This is a genomic window from Micromonospora sp. CA-249363 (genome assembly GCF_050950185.1).
GTDB lineage: Bacteria > Actinomycetota > Actinomycetes > Mycobacteriales > Micromonosporaceae > Micromonospora.
Window position 1 is genome coordinate 4,494,185 of sequence record NZ_CP192020.1, and the last position, 19,214, is coordinate 4,513,398.

At 70.0% G+C, this 19,214-nt stretch carries 14 protein-coding genes; 9 read left to right on the plus strand and 5 right to left on the minus strand.

The features are described 5' to 3' along the window. Positions 1-26: 26 nt before the first annotated feature. The gene (locus tag ACQPZK_RS20315) at positions 27-962 is read right to left on the minus strand and encodes a helix-turn-helix domain-containing protein (RefSeq protein WP_433534520.1); all 936 of its coding nucleotides are present in this window, start codon (positions 960-962) and stop codon (positions 27-29) included. Between the two features lie 252 nt (positions 963-1,214). Continuing rightward, on the minus strand, positions 1,215-2,102 hold the full coding sequence (locus tag ACQPZK_RS20320; protein ID WP_433534521.1) for a LysR family transcriptional regulator: 888 nt from the start codon (positions 2,100-2,102) through the stop codon (positions 1,215-1,217). A gap of 84 nt (positions 2,103-2,186) precedes the next feature. Here ACQPZK_RS20320 and ACQPZK_RS20325 point away from each other — a divergent pair, with 84 nt between their 5' ends. Both ACQPZK_RS20325 and ACQPZK_RS20330 read left to right on the plus strand, forming a co-directional pair. Then, on the plus strand, positions 2,187-3,500 hold the full coding sequence (locus ACQPZK_RS20325) for an aspartate aminotransferase family protein (RefSeq protein WP_433534522.1): 1,314 nt from the start codon (positions 2,187-2,189) through the stop codon (positions 3,498-3,500). Positions 3,501-4,228: 728 nt separating this feature from the next. Then, the gene (locus tag ACQPZK_RS20330; RefSeq protein ID WP_433534523.1) at positions 4,229-4,867 is read left to right on the plus strand and encodes a hypothetical protein; all 639 of its coding nucleotides are present in this window, start codon (positions 4,229-4,231) and stop codon (positions 4,865-4,867) included. On the opposite strand, the gene ACQPZK_RS20335 is transcribed toward ACQPZK_RS20330, so the two are convergent. Then, the gene (locus ACQPZK_RS20335) at positions 4,868-5,086 is read right to left on the minus strand and encodes a hypothetical protein (RefSeq protein WP_433534524.1); all 219 of its coding nucleotides are present in this window, start codon (positions 5,084-5,086) and stop codon (positions 4,868-4,870) included. 516 nt (positions 5,087-5,602) lie between these two features. Here ACQPZK_RS20335 and fsxC point away from each other — a divergent pair. The 6 genes from fsxC to ACQPZK_RS20365 all read left to right on the plus strand — a co-directional run bounded on the left by fsxC (position 5,603) and on the right by ACQPZK_RS20365 (position 16,325). After that, positions 5,603-6,808: an FxsC protein gene (fsxC, locus tag ACQPZK_RS20340; protein ID WP_433534525.1), complete on the plus strand. Its 1,206-nt coding sequence runs from the start codon at positions 5,603-5,605 to the stop codon at positions 6,806-6,808. A 173-nt stretch (positions 6,809-6,981) separates the two neighbouring features. Continuing rightward, a complete protein-coding gene (locus ACQPZK_RS20345; protein WP_433534526.1) occupies positions 6,982-7,533 on the plus strand; it encodes a TIR domain-containing protein in 552 nt (183 codons plus the stop codon). Between the two features lie 29 nt (positions 7,534-7,562). Then, on the plus strand, positions 7,563-11,453 hold the full coding sequence (fxsT, locus tag ACQPZK_RS20350) for an FxSxx-COOH system tetratricopeptide repeat protein (protein ID WP_433534527.1): 3,891 nt from the start codon (positions 7,563-7,565) through the stop codon (positions 11,451-11,453). A gap of 199 nt (positions 11,454-11,652) precedes the next feature. After that, a complete protein-coding gene (locus ACQPZK_RS20355; protein WP_433534528.1) occupies positions 11,653-11,850 on the plus strand; it encodes a hypothetical protein in 198 nt (65 codons plus the stop codon). Then, entirely contained in the window at positions 11,811-13,019 is a 1,209-nt protein-coding gene (locus ACQPZK_RS20360) for an aKG-HExxH-type peptide beta-hydroxylase (RefSeq protein ID WP_433534529.1), read from the plus strand. The genes ACQPZK_RS20355 and ACQPZK_RS20360 overlap by 40 nt, the downstream gene beginning before the upstream one ends. Before the next feature lie 147 nt (positions 13,020-13,166). Beyond that, complete coding sequence (locus ACQPZK_RS20365) at positions 13,167-16,325, plus strand: BTAD domain-containing putative transcriptional regulator (protein WP_433534530.1); 3,159 nt, start codon at positions 13,167-13,169, stop codon at positions 16,323-16,325. Positions 16,326-16,400: 75 nt separating this feature from the next. Here ACQPZK_RS20365 and ACQPZK_RS20370 read toward each other — a convergent pair whose 3' ends face one another. Then, positions 16,401-17,297: a hypothetical protein gene (locus ACQPZK_RS20370; protein ID WP_433534531.1), complete on the minus strand. Its 897-nt coding sequence runs from the start codon at positions 17,295-17,297 to the stop codon at positions 16,401-16,403. 224 nt (positions 17,298-17,521) lie between these two features. On the opposite strand from ACQPZK_RS20370, the gene ACQPZK_RS20375 reads away from it, so the two are divergent. Further along, a complete protein-coding gene (locus tag ACQPZK_RS20375) occupies positions 17,522-18,031 on the plus strand; it encodes a hypothetical protein (protein ID WP_433534532.1) in 510 nt (169 codons plus the stop codon). A gap of 194 nt (positions 18,032-18,225) precedes the next feature. On the opposite strand, the gene ACQPZK_RS20380 is transcribed toward ACQPZK_RS20375, so the two are convergent. Then, positions 18,226-19,161, minus strand: a complete 936-nt coding sequence (locus tag ACQPZK_RS20380) for an SDR family oxidoreductase (RefSeq protein ID WP_433534533.1) — start codon at positions 19,159-19,161, stop codon at positions 18,226-18,228. Positions 19,162-19,214 lie beyond the last annotated feature (53 nt).

Genomic DNA, 19,214 nt, shown 5'->3' on the forward strand with positions numbered 1-19,214 from the left:
GGGAGTGGGCGGTGCCACCGGGCCGTTCACTCCCACTCCCAGCGCATGCCCACGATCCCGGGCGGGATGTCGGAGGCGATCAGGTGAGCGCCATGGGTGGAGCCGATCCACGCCTCCCAGACACCCTGGTCGGGCGCGTCCAGACCACGGCGCTCGAAACGGTGGCAACGGGCCGGAACCGCGTCGTGGTCGAACTGCACCTGGAGCACGTACTCCCCCACCCGCGTCGAGAAGGCCCGGTAATAGTTGTCCGTGGGGCGCTGCGAGTCGCTGTGGAACTCGTACTCGACGACGACCGAGTCGCCCTGGGCCAGCATGCGGTCGAAGACGATCTCCGCGACCAGTAGGCCCGAGCCGGGATCGGAGCGGACCCGGCCGATCCGGCAGTTGCGTACCGCCTCGATCCGGGTCGACGCGGCCGGGTCGTCGGTGCGGAAAATGCCCACCGTCCGCGAGACCCGGTCGGTGTTGGCCCGCAGCACCTGACGGCAGGCGAGACTGATCTCCTGGCGACGGACGCCGACCTGGTACAGATCGTGCAGACTGAGCCGGGTCAGCTCGTGGTAGTGCCAGCGGTCGACCTCGGCGATCATCCTCGCCAGTCCGGTGCGGTCGTGGAACAGGCGGTCGATCTCGATCGTCCCCGGTGGCTGACTCAACCACCGGCCGCGAGGCCGGCGCGGCCCGAGCTGCACGATCAACGACTCGGGCGGCAGAGCGAGGATCTTCTCCAGCAGCCGCACCGCCCGGAGCGACTCCGGGCGTTCCGGACGGCTACGACCCCGTCGCCAGTAGCTCAACGTGGTCAGACTGACGCTGACCCCCGCCGCCGACAGCCGTTCCTGTATCTCCTCCAGCTTCAGTCCACGATCCTCGATGGCGAGATGGAGAGCCGCCGAGAACGGGCCGGTCCGTAGCGCGTGCGCCAGGTCCCGGCCCAACTCCGTACGGGGCTTGTCCATGCTGGCGAGTATCGCCACGCACGGGTCGTCGCGCCACCTCGGAACTCGATGGTCCTCCCCCGCCCTCGCTGATGGGCGAAGGGCAAGACCGCCGTGGATCCGTTCAGGGCGGCCGCGACCTCGTGGCGACGTGCCCGAACTGGTCCAGCCCGTCGCCGTCATGCTGGCCGGCGCCGTTCCCTTCATCGAAGGCGCGGGCGCACCGCCGGTCGGGCAGGCGAGGACTCTGCCCGACCGACGGTCCGGCCCGGGTCAGTCACCAGCTCTCAGGGCATTGAGCACGGCCGTCACCTCGGGGCGTGACGCGGCCGGTCGCCGGACCCCGGCAGTGATGCGCCGGGTCAGCGGCGGGCTCAGCGGTCGGGTCACCACCCGATATCGCGGGTCCACCGCCAGCTTCGGCAGCATGGTGATCGAGCGGCCGTTCTCCACGTGCTGCAGCGCCAGCATGTAGTTGTTGAACCGACAGATCACCACGGGCTCGAAGCCAGCCTCCCGGCACAGCCGGGTGGACAGCTCGGACATGTAGGAGCCGGCGACGTCGAACGTCCAGCGCTGCTGCGCGCACGCCTCGAGTGCGACCGACTCGGCGCTGGTCAGCGGATGCTCCGGGGGCAGCACGAGCACGATCGGGTCGGTCGCGAGCGGCACCAGGTGGATCTCCGGAGAGAGCTCGGCGCCGGCGAAGTCGGCCGTCGTGATGATCAGATCGACGTCGCCGCGGCGCAGCGCCGGCATGCTCTCGTGCGGCTCCAGCTCCAGCAACACCACGCTGACGTCCGGGTGGCGGGCCGCGAGACGGACAAGTGCCGGTTCGGCGAGGGCCTGCACCGCACTCTGGAACGCGGCCACGGTGACCGTGCCAGCCGGCTCGTCGGCCAGGCGGCGCAGCTCCGCCTCGGCTGCGTCCATCGCTGCGAGGATCTCCCGAGCCCGGCCGGCGAGCAACATTCCGGCCGCCGTGAGCCGCACCCGCCGCCCGGTGCGTTCCAGCAGCGCGGTCCGGGTCTCCCGTTCGAGCGTGGTCAGCTGCTGCGACACCGCCGACGGGCTCAGGTTGCCGCGCTGCGCAACGGCCCGGACGGTGCCGTAGGTCGCCAGGTCGGCGAGCAGGCGCAGCCGCCACGGATTCAGTGTCATGACCGCCGACTGTACGGCTCTGCTTAACAGCGACAGCGGAAATGTGCGATGGACGTGTCTGTTCGGGCTGCCTAGCGTCGGTCCATGGCTGATTCGTTCTGGTCCGACGCCGACCGTCACCTGGTCCGCTACATCGGCGCGGGCAGTTTCGTCCGCGAGATCATCGACCGCGCTGAGGGCAGTTTCGTCTTCACCGCCGACGGCCGCCGCCTGCTCGACTTCACGTCGGGGCAGATGAGCGCAATCCTCGGCCACTCCCACCCGGCCGTCGTGGCCACGATCCAGCGGCAGGCAGCCACTCTCGACCACCTGTTCAGTGGCATGCTGAGCCGGCCCGTGGTCGAGCTGGCACGCCGCCTCGCGGGCTCGCTGCCTGCGCCGCTGGACAAGGTCCTGCTGCTCACCACCGGCGCGGAGTCCAACGAGGCGGCGATCCGCATGGCGAAGCTGGTCACCGGCCGGCACGAAGTCATCTCGTTCGCCCGGTCCTGGCACGGGATGACGCAGGCCGCGGCGAGCGCCACCTACAGCTGGGGGCGCAAGGGGTACGGGCCCGCGGCGCCCGGGAACTTCGCCATCCCCACGCCGAACGCGTACCGGCCCGACTTCACCTCTCCCAGCGGCGAGCTGGACTGGCGGCGTCAGCTGGAGTTCGCGTTCGAGCTGTTCGACGCCCAGTCGGTGGGCAGCCTGGCGGCGTGCATCGTGGAACCGATCCTCAGCTCCGGCGGAGTGATCGACCTACCGCCGGGATACCTCCTGGCGCTGCGCGACAAGGTGCACGAGCGGGGTGGGCTGTTGATCCTCGACGAGGCGCAGACCGGTCTGTGCCGCACGGGAGAGTGGTACGCGTTCCAGCGCGACGGCGTCGTGCCGGACATCCTGACCCTGTCCAAGACGCTCGGCGCCGGCCTGCCGCTGGCCGCCGTGGTGACCAGCCCGGAGATCGAGCAGACCGCGCACGAGCGTGGCTTCCTGTTCTTCACCACGCACGTCTCGGACCCGTTGGTGGCCGCGGTCGGCAACACGGTCCTGGACGTGCTGGAGGCCGACCGGCTCGACGAACAGGCGGCGCAACTGGGCTCGTACCTGAGCAAGGGCCTTCAGGAACTCAGCCGACGGCACCCGGTGATCGGCGACGTACGAGGGCGGGGGCTGCTGATCGGGCTCGAGCTGGTCAGCGACCAGGAGTCGAAACGGCCGGCCGACGCGCTCGGCGCCGCAGTGACAGGGCGTTGCCTGGAGCTGGGCCTGCACATGAACGTGGTCCAGCTGCCCGGCATGGGAGGCGTCTTCCGTATCGCGCCGGCGCTCACCTCCACCCACGCCGAGCTGGACCTGGGCCTGGAAATCCTCGACCGTGCACTCGCCGACGTGGTGCCGCAGTTCATCCGCTGATAGACCACAACCAGAAACGCACACGGTGCGCGCCGCAGTGGACCTCGGCGCGCACCGTGGGGCGCCGGCCGCCAAAGTCCTCCCTGTTCGGGCTCTGGCCTGCTCGAACAAAGGCGAACAGTTCAGGACACGTTCGGCAGTTGACCTGCCCGTTGCGACACCATCAAGCTATTGCTGACCCAGCATTTCGCCGACGTCATTCCGATGAGGCTACCGGCGCAGTCCAGGGAAGGGTTAACGTGATGCGGCGTAGAATCGCTCAGTCCATGGCGCTAACGGTCACGGCAGTCGGCTTGTCGGTGGTCGGATACTCGACACCGGCGATGGCATTGCCATGTGGCGTCAGTGGGCCCGACGTCGACAGCAGCCCTTACGGAAAGTATTTCCTGCGGAGCGTCTCTCTTCGCAATGGGCCGGACTGGTCTTGCGACGTTATCGGAACCGCCACGACCGCCAACACCGTCGACTACCATTGCTTCGTCATTGGAGAGACTGGAACCTGGACTTACCTGCGAACGGCGACGAACAGGTACGGCTGGGTCTGGGACGAGTACCTGCAGGACAACGGTTCTCAGGTGCACTGCAGCAACGGCTAGAGGGTTCCCGGCAGGTCAGGCCCTCCTGCCATCCATCCCGCAGGGGCGCTGCGTCAGACGGAGCCTCAGACGAGGCTGCACGTCGCGAGTTCCCGTATCTGATGGTTTGCTGACTTGAATTAACATCCAGGGATGTCGTCAGCTGACCTCACCCCGGCACAGTGGATTTCCATCGCTGTCTCGGTGGCCGCCTTGGGATTCTCGATCGCATCGTTTGTAGCCAACTACCGCCTCGCACGATGGGTCGCTGAACGATCCGGCAGGCTTCAGCAGGTGAGGCTCGTCGCCCGCGACCTTGAAGACGGCGGCGGTTTTAATCTCGTACTAGCGAACGGACCAGACGACCTGACGATCGCCGAGTTGAAGTTGAGGATGTTGTTTCAGTTGCCCAATGATGGCTCTCTCAAGGCTCGGCGTGTGTCCGTCCTGATATTTCCTAGAGACTTTTCCTTGCTGGGCATCACCGGCCCGGAACTGCCGTGCCGGATCAAGGCGTATGACCAGCAGGTCTGGCACCTTCCCAGCACGGGAGGCATGGTCGAAGGGGCCCTTGCAGAGTACTGCTGGGAGGGACGCACGTCGACGGGAGAGGAGTTCGCCTCCCGAAAGCTTCGTATTGGGCTGTTCGATCGAGGAAGCTGGTTCCACAGCACTCGTGTGTTTGACGCGCCGATTACCGAGCAAGATCTCCGTGAGATGATCAATCGCTATCCATTGCTCATAGATCTGTTCGACAGGCACAAAGCGGGACAGCTTGATACAGCACAGTAGTCAGCCGTCCGCGGCCGCCACACCCGACATGACGTTGCCGACGGCTTTGTCCTCGACGGCTTCCCCAACCATGTCGTCAGCGCGGTGGCGCTCGACGCCCTGTGGCCCGACCTCGGTACACCCCTCGACCGGGCAATCGACCTCGTCCCACCCGACGCCGATGCTCTGCGCCGCCTGGCCGACCGTCGCACCTGCCTCGGATCCGGCAGAACCTGGCACCCCAGCTCGCCGCCCCCACACGGATCGGCGTCTGCGACGGCTGCGGAGGCAGTTGTTCCCACGCCCCGCCGAAGCCCTCACCGCATCAGCGCGGGCCTGCAGCCCTACCGACCATCCGCAGTAGGCACGCTTGACCACTACCGCGCATTGGGCAAGCTGACCTCCATCGACGCCGCACCATCCCCGGCCGAGACCACCACTGGAGCGCTCGCCTGACGCGGCGACCACACCGTCCTCGTGGGAGTGGGCATCCGGTTCGGCATCCAGCGGCCCTGGCGGGCCGTGGCTGTCGGAATCCGGTCACCATCGATGAGCCGGTTCGTCGACGCTCGGGATTCGTGTTGACGAAGGGCCTGACGACAGCCATCGCGAGATCGGCTGATTACGGCCAGTCATCTGGGCCCCGGAGGCGATTGCGCGCCCGGCGGCACGCGTGTATTTATGGATGCCTGGAGGACCCAGCGACCTGCTCCGAGACCGCGCCTCCGTGTCCGTCTGAGCGTGTCCGGAGGGGTTGTGACCCTAATTTTCGTCAGTTACCGGCCAGACGAGGACGGGGCCTATGCCGAGGCCCTACTCGCTGACCTGTGTGACGCGGTCCGGCTACTGGATGGAGGGGAGCGGTCGTTACGGGTCTTCCTGTCCACCGACCAATCGGTGATCGGCGACGATTGGAGCGCGGGGGCCCGCGACGCGCTGACGGACTGCACCGTGTTTCTCGCGATCTGCTCGCAGCGATACTTTCTGACCGAGCGTTGTGGACGCGAGTGGTGGACCTTTCAGGACCGGCTGGCGCAGCACGAGACGATCACCGGTCGCCGGCCCCGAGCGCTTGTTCCGGTCGCGTGGGGCGACAGTGGGCTGCACGGTGATCTGCCAGCCGACGGGTTCGCCTCCGACATCGCCCGACATGACGATGTCCGGGCTCTGGTGCGGCTCAGGAGCAACCGGTCCCGGTATCGGGAGTTGATCGATCATCTCGCTCGGCACATTGTGGAGGTCAGCCACAATGATCCGGTGCGTTCCACGGCGGCGCTGCTTCCCTACCGAGTTACCCCGAACGCCTTTCGGGTCTTCGATCGTCGCCACAGTCACCCGGCCGTGAGCGGACCCGGGTCCTCGCCTCCGGCGGTGCGGTTCGTCCTCGCGGCGGGTCGGCGTGACGAGATGGCGCAGGTGCGGGCTGATCTCACCTATTACGGTGCCCACCGCACCGACTGGCAGCCATACCGACCGCAGCGCTCGGACAGCATCGCCGTGCAGGCGCAGACCGTCGCGGCGGATCATCTCTTCCACTCGGATGTCGTCGACAATATCGAGGACATCGTGGAGGTCCTGGAGCGGGCGGACGGTGATGACGAACTGGTCGTCATGTTGGTCGACGCGTGGGTGGTGCGGCTCGCCGCGCATCCCAAGGCGCTCCGCGCGGCCGCACGGCACCGCGATCCGGCCGTGGCGATGGTGGTGCCACTCAGCGTGACTGATGCCGAGACCACAGGTGCTCGGGAACAGCTGACCGCTGCGCTGTCCCGACTACTCGCGGCCCGGTCGGCTCGGTCGGGACCGGTGCTGCGGGTCGGGCCTGAGTCGGCCGACGAGTTCGAGCAGGAGGTGGGCAGCATCCTGGAGGCCGCGCGCAACCGTACGTTCCGGTCCGCGGATGTCCGCAGAGTCGCCCCTGGCGCTCCGGCCGGCAGCCGTCCGATGCTCGACGCGCCTTGACCCGCATGTCGGCCGGCGACGGGTCCGGCCCCGAGGTTCTGTTCTTCGTCAGCTTCGCCGGGGTGTACCAGGCCGACAGTGAGTCGATCACCACCTTCTTCGAGGATCTGCGTAACGAGGTGCGGGCGGCTCGTGGGACCCGGTCGGACGATCCAGCCGGCTTCCTCAGCATCGTGAGCCTGGGGCTCGGTTCAGACTGGTCGGATGGGATCCGGACGGCTCTGGGCACCTGTCAGGTGTTTCTCGCGCTGTGCTCGCCCGGATATTTCGGCAGCGCCTCATGTGGCAGGGAGTGGAGAGCCTTCGCCGACCGGCTGGCTGTCTATCGTCGGTCGACCGGTCGGTCGGCGCCCTCGCTGCTTCCGCTTCCCTGGCGACCGACGCCGATCCCGCCGCATCTGACGGACATCCAGAACACCGATTCGATTCTGCCGGCCGTGGTGTTCGACAAGGGTCTGTTCCGGGTCATGCGGCAGGCCCGGTACCGCGACGACTACGATGAGTTCATCGCCGAACTCGCCGGGTTGATCGTGGAAACGGCGCGGGAGCACCCCATCCCGGCGTCGCGGCCCGGCACCCACTTCGACAAGCTTCCGTACGCGTTCCCTCTCGTCCCCAAGCCCCGCGACGGCACGGACGCCGCGCGGGCCGATTCCGACCGTGGCGCTCGACGTCGGCCATCCCTCGACGACACCGACGAACTTCCCCGCCTGCACGGCAGTTGACGGCGTCAGCGATCCTGAAGGAGATCCCGGTGCCCAGTACCAACCCAGCGTCCGCCACCGGTGAGCCGCGGCAGGGACGCATCATCACCTTCTACTCGTACAAGGGCGGCAGCGGCCGGACGATGGCGCTGGCCAACACGGCGTGGATTCTGGCCAACAACGGCTTCAAGGTCCTGGCCGTCGACTGGGACCTGGAATCGCCCGGTCTGCACAGGTACTTCCATCCGTTCATGAAGGACCAGAAGCTGCGCCAGACCGAGGGTCTGATCGAGTTCTTCCAGCGGTACCGGGCGGCCACGGTCACACCCGACAGTTCACCGTCCTGGTTCGACGAGGTGACCCGGCTCGGCAGCGCCACCATGTCGCTGAACTGGGTGTTCCCTCAGGGCGGGGTGCTGGACTTCATGCCGGCCGGTAAGCAGGACCAGCGATACTCCGCAAAGGTGTCGAAGTTCGACTGGGACCACTTCTGGCAGGAGCTCAACGGCGAGCGATTCATCGACGCGCTGGCGGCAACGATGCGCCGAGAGTACGACTTCGTCCTCGTCGACAGCCGGACAGGGCTCAGCGACAGTGCCGGGATCTGTACCGTCACGCTACCGGACACGGTCGTCGACTGCTTCGCTCTCAGCACCCAGAGCGTCTCGGGGGCGGTCAGCGTCGCCAGATCGATCGCCCGCGCCAAGGAGTCGATCAAGGTATATCCACTTCCTGGAAGGGTCGAGCCTTTCGAACAGGCGAAGCTGCAGCGGGGCCGGGACTACGCGCAGCGCAAGTTCCGGCAGTACGTCGACGCGCTGGGAGTCGAGCCGGACCGGTACTGGCGCGGCGTCGAGGTGCCGTACAAGCCTTACTACGCATACGAGGAGATCCTGGCGGTCTTCGGGGACCGTCCCGGCGAGCCCAGCACACCGTTGTCGGCGTTCACGGCGCTCGCCGGGCTGCTGGCCGGCCGCGACCTGACGGTCCCCGAAATCCCGGAGCAGCAACGGCTGTCCGTGCTGGCCCGGTTCGAGCGGACGGCCAGCGCTGGTCCGCTGCGAGTCGTGGTGCACTACGCGGCCATAGACCGGATCTGGGCCGAGTGGATCGGTCAGGAGCTGGGCCGGATTGGTCACGTGTGCGTGCTCGTCGGGCCGACGGTGGGCCCGGCTCCGGAGCTTGGCGACGTCGACCGGGTCGTGGCGCTGCTGTCCACCGCCGGGTTGACGTACGAGGACGTCTCCCGGTACTGGCGCCGGGAGATCGACCGGGCCGATCTACGCCAGGACGAGACCCTGGTGTTGACGCGGCTGAACGGGCCCGCGCTGCCGGTGCCGGCCGCGGTGGCCGGCACCGCCGACGTCGGCAATCGGCGCGTCGACGACGCGGCGCAGGAAGTGTTCGGCGCCCTCGGCATCCGGTACTACCCCCGATCCGCCGCCGTGGATCAACCCGGCATCCGTTATCCCGCGCAGGCCAGTCAACGGTTCCGGGTACCGACCCGGCGGAACCTCGCGTTCGTCGGGCGCGACGAGACGTTCGAATGCCTGCGGGATCGCCTGCTGGACATCAACGGGGCGGCGGCCGTGGCACTCACCGGCATGAGCGGCATCGGCAAGACGCAGATCGCGTTGGAGTACGCCTACCGTTTCGCGGCCGCGTACGAGGTCGTGTGGTGGATCTCGGCCACCAGCGCCGAAGAGGTGAGCGCCGGCTTCGAAGGGCTGAGTGAGGAGCTCGGGGTGCCGCTCGAGCAGGAGGGGGCGGGCCGGCTCGAGGCGGTCGCCCGGGCCCTGCGGGACCGGGGCTCCGGTGGCCGGTGGCTCGTCGTCCTGGACAACGCCGATGACCCGGCCGAGTTGGCCGACCTGATCCCGACCGGGGCCTGCGACACGATCGTCACCACCCGCAACCAGTTGTGGTCCCGAAGCACAAGCGAGCTCCAGATCGACGTGTTCGACCGGTCCGAGAGCGCGGCACTGCTGGCCAGGCGTGGGGCGCGACTTGACGACGAGGATTCATCCGTGCTGGCGGAGCGGCTCGGGGACCTCCCGGCGGCGATCGAGACGGCGGGCTACTGGTTGGCCAGCACCGCCGGCAGCATGGCGGACTACCTGAGGCTGCTGGAGCAGCACAGCGTCGAGGCCCTGCGGCTGCCCGAATACGACACGCCGGTCACCGCGACGTTCTCGGTGGCGATCAAATCGCTGCGCGACCGCAAGCCGTCGGCCGCCCAGCTCGCCGAGCTGTTCGCCTTCTTCGCGCCGAACCCGATCCCGACAGCGATCCTGCGATCCGAGCGGATTGCATCGAGGCTCGCAGCGCAGGACGCGGCGCTGCGCGATCCGCTGCTGCTCAGCACCCTCATCCAGGACATCGGCCGGTTCGGACTCATCAAGTCGGACCCGGCGAACCACAGCATCAGCATGCATGTGCTCACCCAGCAGGCGATCCGGCACAGTCTCGGCCCCGCCGAGCTTGCCGAAGCCCGGGCCATCGCCCAGGAAGCGCTCGCCGACATCAACCCCGGAGACGCCGACAGCGCAGAGAACTGGCCGCTGTACGAGGCGCTGCTGCCGCACGTGCACGCTCTCGACGCGGTGTTCTCGACCTCGGCGACGGTACGGCAGCTGATCATCGATCTGGTTCGCTACCTGCGTCTACGCGGCTACTATGCGGCCGGCGAGCACCTTGCCGATCGCGCGCTGGCGGCATGGGGGGAACTGTTCCCGGATCCCGACGATCTGATGACGCTGCTGCTGCGCTTCCAGTACGCCAACATCCTCGGCGTCACGGGCCGGACGCAGCGCGCGTACGAGATCGACACCGAACTGATGGACCAGTTGGCGCGGGTCGTCGGCGAGGACCACCCGTACACCTTGATGGTGGCCGGCAGCTACGGGCGGGATCTGCGTCAGCAGGGCAGGTGGGCCGACGCCAAGGAGCGGGAGTCGCGCACGTACGAGCTGATCCCGACCGTACTCGGCGAGGACCACCCACGGACTCTGATGGCCGCGCACAACTACGCCCTGACCATGCGCCTCGCCGGCGAATACGCGCAGGCGGAACGGCTGGACCGGCAGACGCTGCACAAGCGCCGCCGGCTGCTGGGCGAACGCCACCCGTTCACGTTGTCCAGTGCGGATGCCTACGGCACGGACCAGCGCGACAACGGGGACCTTCGCGGCTCCCGGATGACCCTGGAGGTGACGTGGAAGGCCTACGAGGAGGTCCTCGGCGAGGAGCACCAGGACACCCTGCAGGCCATGCGGAACTACGCGACGACGCTGCGCTGGAACAACGAGCCGAGTCTCGCGGCGAGCCTGCTCGACACGGCGCTGCCGCGCTACGAACGAGCCTTGGGCGCCACGCATCCCGCCGCCGTCGCGTGCCGGCTGGAACGAGCGAACGTGGCTTCCGACCTCGGTGACGACAGCCTCGCCCGACGCCTGGCCCGCGACGCCGAGGGGGCCTACCAGCGGCTGTTCGACCGGAAGCATCCGCTGTATCTGGTGGCGTTGAACAATCTCGCGGTCTTCACCCGCCGCTGCGGCGACGTCCCGGCCGGTCGCGCGATGGCCGATCAGGCGGCCGCGGGATTTCAGGAGGTGCTCGGCCCGACGCACACCATCACGGCGCTCAGCCTGGTCAACGTCGCGAACGCCGCGGCGGCCGACGGCGACGGCGAGTACGCGCGGCGGATGGACACCCAGGCGTACGAGATCCTCCGGGAGGCGCTGAAGCCGGAGAACATCGCCCGGATCGGCGCGCGGGTGAACGTGACTGTCGGCCGACTCGACGGCGGCGACTACGACGAGTCCGCCTGGAGCGACGCGGTGGCTTTCGCCGCGGAGGTGTTGGGCAACGACCATCCGGTCACCAAACGTGGCCGGGAGATGCTCCGGGTCGACCTCGACATCGAGCCGTTCGTGCTCTAGCAGGTACCGCCGTCGGTGCGGCCGCCCGGCCCGCGGCCGCACCGGCAGCGGGCCGCCTGTCGGACTCGGCGGGGCAGGGACCGGCCCTGCTCGACTTCGGACACTCCCATGGTCGCCATCGGGGCCGGATGAAACCATCACCCGACGGTGTACGCGACATGCGAGAATCGTTACGGTGCCTACGCTAGCTGGGGTGCAAATGAGCGATGAATCGGTCGTACCGGACCACCTCGATCTGCCGGACGTGACCGCCGAGAGCCTGAGCCGGCTGATCAACGACGACGATCCAGAGCTGTCGGCGCGGATCCTGGAGTTGACGACCATGTTACGCACCTCGAGGGAGGTGCGACTCGCCGGATGGAACAGCTTCCTCGATTCAGCAACTCCGTCCGACTGACCGCCCCGCAGTTCGCCCAACTGGCCGCCGGGCACTCCGCGGTCGACGGCATCGCCACCCTCCAGGCCGCACAGCTGAGCCGCAGCATGCTGCTGGTGAAGTGGCTGGCCGGTGCGGATCCGGCCCTTGCCCGGGCGGCCATGTCGCTCGCGACGGCGCAACGGACGTGCCGGCCTGCCGCGAACGCCGTCCTCGCCCACCCGTGGCTGAGCGTCTGGGCGGTCCAGCGGCTACGCGGCGGCGTCACCGACCGTCCCGACTATCTTCCGTACGCGGCGCTGGCCGCCACGCTGGCCACCGGAGGCGTTCCCAGGGTGCCAGCCGGACACCTGGGCGTCGTTCCGGTGCCAGGCGCGGGCGCGTGGCGGATTGGCCGGCGACCGCGGTCCCGGTTCGACCGGTCCGGGCCGGACTGGCTGCCGCTACGCCACGCCGAGGCCACCCATCAGAGTCTCACCCTGCGTCTCGCGGTGGACGACATCGACCCGTACCGCGACTGCTACGGGCGCCGTACGTCGCCCCGGCTGACGGAGGCCGCCTTCGCCTCGTGGTCGGCCAACCTGGCCGAGGCGTGGCGACTGCTGACCACGTTCGCGCCCGGGCACGCCGTCGAACTGGCGGCCGGGCTACGGATCTTCGTGCCGCTGGCCGACTACGGCGACGGGCAGCACAGCGTCACCCACGCCGACGCGTTCGGCGCGTTCGCGGCCAGTTTCGATCTGACGCCCGCGGACCTCGCGATCACCATGGTGCACGAATTCCAACACAGCAAACTGAGCGGCCTGCTGACACTTGTCAGGTTGTTCGACGACGCCGATCCGATGCGCTACTTCGCGCCCTGGCGCGCGGGTCCACGACCGATCAGCGGTCTCCTGCAGGGCGTGTACGCCTTCACCGCCGTCGGCGAGGTCTGGGCCAGCCTGCGCGAGCATCCAACGCTCGGAGACGGAGCCACGCGACAGGTCGCACTGGTTCGCCTGCAGATCGATCGAGGTATCGGCGAGCTGCGGCGGGCGCTCAGCCTCACCCCGGCCGGCCACCGGTGGGTTGACCTGCTCACCGAACGCAGCACCAGGCTGATGGCCCTGGAGGTGCCGCCCGACGTCCACGAGGAGGCGAGCCGGGCGTTGGCGCGCAGCGAGCGGGCGTGGCTCGCGGGCCGCCGCTGACCGCGATCGCCCCGGGCGGACACACCTTGGATCGGGTACGCGACCAACCAGGGCCTTGCCTCCCCGGACGTCCCCGGTGAACCTTGAAGCACGGTCGAGCGGCGAGCCGGTCGTCCGGATTCGCGCGGCAGGGCCGGAGGGAGCGCGGTGCATCCGTTGCGGGCAGGTCACCAGCGGGGAGTCTGCTGCGTCGTGGCCGCCGCCGGTTATGGCAAGACCACCGCGTTGCGCCGCTGGTTTCCTCGATCGGGCGCCCGTTGGTGTCGAGGGGACGACGCACCCGTACGCCAGCTCGTCGCCGACGCCGTCGCGGCCGGCGACCGCCTGGTCGTGGTCGACGACCTGCCGCCGACCTCGGCGGAGCAGCTGCACCATCTGATCGAGGAGATCGCGCGGTGGGCCGATGACGTCACCGTCATCCTTGCCTCGCGGTGGCCGCTGTCCGCACCGTCCACACGCCTGCTCGGCAGCGGCCTCTGGACCGAGCTGGGCCCGGCCGACCTGGCGCTGTCCCCGCAACGGATCGCCGACCTGATCGCCGAGGAGTACGGCCTCTCCGCGCCGGACCTTGCCGACCGGCTGTACGCGGCGACCGGCGGCTGGCCGGCGCTCGTCCATCTGTCCGCCGAGACTCTGCGGCTGGGTGGGGTGCCGCCGGGGCCGCTCGCCCCGATCCTGAGTGAGCCCGGTGGGCCGCTCGCGCGGTACGTCGCCGACGAGGTGCTGGCCGCGCTGCCCGCGGAGGCGAACCGGCTGCTGCGGCAGGTCGGTGCGCTGACGCCGGTGAGTGTGGAGCTGTGCCGTGCGCTCGGCCACCGCGGCGCCCCGCGCGTCATCGACCGGCTACGCCGTACCGGCCTGCTGACCCGGACTGCCGAGGCCGTGGCCGGGCCGGGCGCGCCGGCACCCGAAGAACTCTTCGTGCCGATCGTCGTCGAGACCGCCCGGCACGGGCACCGAGCACCGACCGCCGATCAGCTCCGCGACACGGCCGCCACCGCGGCGGCCTGGTACGACGAGCACGGACAGCCGGTCGCCGCGGCCCGGGAGTACCTGCGGGCCGGGGACCATGCGGCAGGCGCCCGGGTGCTCGACGCGCACGGCGACCGGATGATCGCGGCAGGTCGCTCCGGCGCGGTGGCCGAGCTGGTGCGCATGCTGCCGGAAGGGCATCGCAGCCGCCGGCTGCGCCTGCTGCTCGGCGACGCGTTGCGCACCCTCGGCGACCTCGGCGCGGCCACCCGCGAGTACGACGCCGTCGCCGAGGACGCCTGGGACGCCGGCCTCGCTTGGCGGCTGGGCCGGATCCATTACCAGCGGGGGGACGCCCGGGCGGCTCTGGCGATCCTCGGCCGGCCGCTCGCCCGGTCCGCCCCGCTCAGCGATCGGGCGTTGCTGCTCGCCTGGACCGCCCACGCGCACCTGCTGGCCGGCGACACCGACGCCGCCACCGCGTGCGCACGGCAGGCGCTCGCCGTGGCGACCAACGCCGGTCAGGACGACGTACTGGCCTCCACCCACCTCAGCGTCGCTCTGTGCCTCAGTGTGGCCGGCGACATCGCGGGCAGCGAGGAGCACTTCGCCCTGGCATTGCCGATCGCGGAACGCATCGGTGACGTCCTGCTGCTCACCCGCATCCACACCAACCGCACCCACCAGTTCCTGCGTACCGGCCGGTTCGCCGAGGCGCTGACGATGGCCGAACGGTCGGCCCGGTACGCCGCGCTGGCCGGCGCCCCCAGCCTGCGTGCCATCGCGACCAGCAACGAGGCGGAAGCGCTGGCGATGCTCGGGCGGTACGACGAGGCGGTGCAGCGGTACGAGGCGGCGCTGGGGTTCTATCAGCAGAAGGGCTCCCGACGGTTCATCCACGCGCTGCTCGGACTGGGTGAGCTGTACCGTCGGCGAGGCTGGCGCGAGCAGGCACGCGCCGCGTACGAGGAGACGATCCGGGTCACCGAGGAGACCGGGAACGCGCACGTCCTGGTGTCCGCGCTTGCTGGGCTGGCCCTGGTGCGACTGGACGACGACGTGCCGGCGGCGGCGCGCTACGCCGATCGGGCCGGTCGGGACGTCGGGGACGAGATCGCGGCACCGGCACTGCTGGCCCAGGGCTGGGTCGCGCTCCGGATGGCCGCAACGGACCGGGCCGCCGCGCTCGCCGGCGACGCGGCTCGCATCGCACGACGTCAGGGGGACCTGGCGGGGTTGGCCGACGCGCTCGAACTGCGGGCCGCGGCCGAGCAGGACCTCGGGCGGGCCCGCGAGGCGCTGCGTGAGGCGTACGCGATCTGGACCCGAGCCGGTGCGGCGGTCGAGGCGGCCCGGCTGCTCGTCGTACTCGGACGGTTGCCCGGGGCCGACATCGACGACCGGCTGGCCGGCCTGCTCGCGGGCGAGCAGGTCGCTCTCGCGGGCGCCCTGGTGGATCGGACAGCGAGCAGCTCCGGCGAGGGGGCGCCCGGTGCCGGGCCGGTCTACCAGCGGGTGGTGATCCGGGCCCTCGGTCGGTTCGAGGTGCATCTCGACGGCCACCCGGTGCCAGCCTCGCAGTGGCAGTCCCGCAAGGCGCGTGATCTGGTCCGTATCCTCGTCGCCCGGCGCGGCCGGCCGGTGCCGCGGGGCGAACTGTGCGAACTGCTCTGGCCCGACGACGACCCGGATCGCACCGGGCACCGCCTGTCGGTCCTGCTCTCGATCGTCCGCGGGGTGTTCGACCCGACGAAGACGTTCGCTCCCGACCACTTCCTCATCGCCGATCAGGCGTGCATCGCGCTCGACGTCGGTCGGTTGCGGGTGGACGTCGAGGAGTTCCTCGCACACGTCGCGCACGCGCGTCGCCTGGTGGAGCGGGGGGCGCTGGACCAGGGGCGGACGGTGCTGCTGTCCGCCGACCGGCAGTACCGCGCCGACGCGTTCGAGGACGAGCCGTACGCCGACTGGTCCGGCCCGCTGCGTGAGGAGGCGCGGGCGGCGTACCTCGGCCTGCTGCGCCTGTTGGCCCAGGTCAGCCGGGCCACGGCGGGCCCGGCTGCGGCGGTGCCGTACCTGCTGCGACTCCTGGAACGGGATCCGTACGACCAGCCGGCACACCGGGCGTTGGTGCGCGCGCTGGTCGCCGGCGGCCAGCACGGCGAGGCCCGCCGGGCTCTCGCCCGGTACCGCGAGGCGATGCGGGTCATCGGGGTGCACCCGCCGGACGAACTCATCCTCGCGCCGGCCCGGCAGCCACCGGCCACCGTTCGCCAGCGGTCACCGGCCGCTGCCAACGGCCGGCGGGGCCCGGCACCCGATCGCGGGCGTTGACGGCCGGGGGCCGCCGCCGGGCAGTGGGACAGCGGCGCCCCGAGCGAGGTGGTCGGCCGGCGTTACGGCGACCGGTCAGTGGAAGACGGCCGATTCCAGGGCGGACACGGCGAGCGAACCCTCACCGTCCCCCGCGGCGTCGGCCCGGGCGGCGGCTGACCCCGGCAACTGGCTCGCCCGGACGGCCTCGGCGCCCGCCTGGCGGAGGTTCGCGCTGGGAACAAGCGCGCTGAGGAAGAACGGTCCCGCGCCCGTCACGCGGGCGTCGACGCCGTACACGTGGGCGTCCGGAGCGGCGGGCGCGGTGCCGACCGTCTTCGGCCAGGTGCCGTCGTACCCGGTGGCGGCCTCGACGCGGACGCCGGGCGGTCCGGTCGGTTGCGTGGGCTCCTTGCAGACCCCGACGGCGGTGAGAGCAGCCGGCTCGGCGGTGCCGCCCGTGTGCACCCGCACCGTCCGCAACCCGGGACCGAAGGAAACCTCGTCAACGTACGTCTGGTCCACCGGTCCTTCGGACCGGAAGCCGGTGCCGACCAGCCGGGTGTCGCCGGGGCAGCTCACCTCCACCGTGGACGCCGATCCGACGGTGGCCGTCGTGCGCACCGGTGGTCTCGTCGACCAGTCACACGTGGCATAGGCCACCACCGACCACGCGCTCGCGTGCCCCGTGCGGGCGGTCGCGGTGACGGTCACCGTGGTCAGTTCCGCGTCGGGCTCCATCGCGGTCAGCACGACACCGCCGTTCCCGTTCACGATCCGAGCGCCCGCCGCGAAGACGGATCGCATCCCCGGGCAGCTCGCGGTGACGACCTTTGTCGCGCTCGCGTCGTTGTCGCTGACCTCCTCGACCCGTACCGGTGCGAGCCCTCCCGCGTGGGCGGGCCGGTCCGGTGCGGCCGCCCCGGCCGCCGTACCCAGCACGACGGCGACCGCGCCCGCCCCCGTCCGTCGTGCGATGTCCATCGTGCGCATGTCGCTCCCTCGCTCTCGTCGACCCCGGCCGGGTCGAACGGTGGTTGGTCTCGGCGGCCCGGTCGGGCCGTTCATCGCCCATGCTCCGGTCGGACCTCAGGGTGGCGTCATGGTGCGCCGGCTCCGAGCCGCCACCCGGAGCGGATCGTGACGTGACCCTGACGCCCCTGCCGAGACTCGATGTCGAGCGCCGCAGAGGCCGCGGCGCGACCAAGGAGGAAGACATGCGTTTCAGCAGGACAGCGACCCGGCTCCTGGCATTGCCCGTGGTGTGCGCACTCGGGCTGATCGCCGCGAGCCCGGCGCAGGCCGCGGTACAGCGGACCGACCGGTTCTCCATCACCGAACGGCACTTCGACTTCGGCGACGACGTGCTGGGCAACATTTCCGGTGATCCCAAGGCCGACGGCCGGCTGGAGTGGGATCTGGTCAACGGCACCTGGGCGCCTCGGCTGCTCGGACGCATCTACATCAACAACGCGTCCGGCGAGTGTGTCCGGGTCCAGATGGTCGTCACCTACCAGAACGGTGTGGTGGTGCCCTACACCGACAACGCGTCGGACTTCTGCGCCCCGAACGGAAGGACCTGGTACAGCGACGTCGACTTCACCCCGGTCAGCTCGGCGTACATCGCGAACGTCGTCGTCACGCTGCAGAGCGCGCCGGCGGGCGGGTGGTCCTTCTCGACCGAGGGGGCATCGGCGCCGTACTTCGCACCGTGGTGGCTGCCATAGGCGTACCCGGTCACCGGGTTGATGCGGCGGTCAGCGACCAAGGCGTCAAGGAGTGCCCCTGCATCGGCGAACGCGTCGAGCAGGGGCACTCCTGTCGTGACCAGATCGTCCATTGACCGGCCGCGCCGGCCGGACGCCGAGGATGGCGGCTGCGGGACGGGCGGATCCTTCAGCCACCATCGGCCGACGTCGGATCAGGCGGGGAATCGCACGCCGACCAGCCGCTCGGAGACCTCCCAGAGTCGGTGGGCGTCGTCGTCGCTGCGCAGTGGGGCCCACAGCTCGCGCTGCGCGGGCGCGCCGCCGATGTCGCCGAAACCCTTGGGGCCGAAGAACTGTCCGCCCCGGGAGTCGGGGCCGGTCGCGGCGAGCAGGGCTGGCAGTGCCGCCGAGGAGACCGTACCGGCAACGCCCAGGCGGGACATCAGACGAATCATGCGGACCGAGGTGGTGTCCTTCGGGCGGCCCATGCCGGGTTGCGCGGCGAGCAGATTCGTCGGCGACACTCCTGGGTGGGAGAGATTGCTCGTGATTCCCCAGCCGGCCGCCGCGCTGCGGTTCTGCAACTCCAGGGCGAACAGGCCGACGGCGATCTTGGACTGCGCGTACGACTTCATTGATTCGTAGCCGCGCTCCCAGTTGATGTCGTCCCAGTTGACCGCCCCACTGCGGGCGGCGATGCTGGTCTGGTGGGTAACCCGGGCCCGGCCCTGCCGAAGCAGCGGCAGCAAGCCCTGGGTGAACGCGAAATGGCCGAGATGATTCGTGCCGAACTGCAGTTCGAAGCCGTCCCTGGTGAGCTGGCGGGCGGGCGGGTTCATCACGCCGGCGTTGTTGATCAGGATGTTGACCGGACGGCCCTCGTCGACGAGTTGGCTGGTGAGAGCGGCCACCGACTCCAGCGATGACAGGTCGAGCGCGGGGGTGCTGAGCCTGGCGCCGGGGGCGAGGCCGCGGATGCGATCGGCGGCCTGCCGCCCCTTCGCCGGGTTGCGGACCGGCATGATCACCTCTGCGCCGGCCTGAGCGAGACGGCTGGCGATGACGAAGCCGATTCCGTCGCTCGCGCCGGTCACGACGGCGAGCTTGCCGGACAGTTCCGCGATGGTGAGGTCGATGCGGCGGGCCATGATCGGTCTCCTCGGGTCGGCCGATAGGGGTCGAATCGGCGTGTGCGATGCGA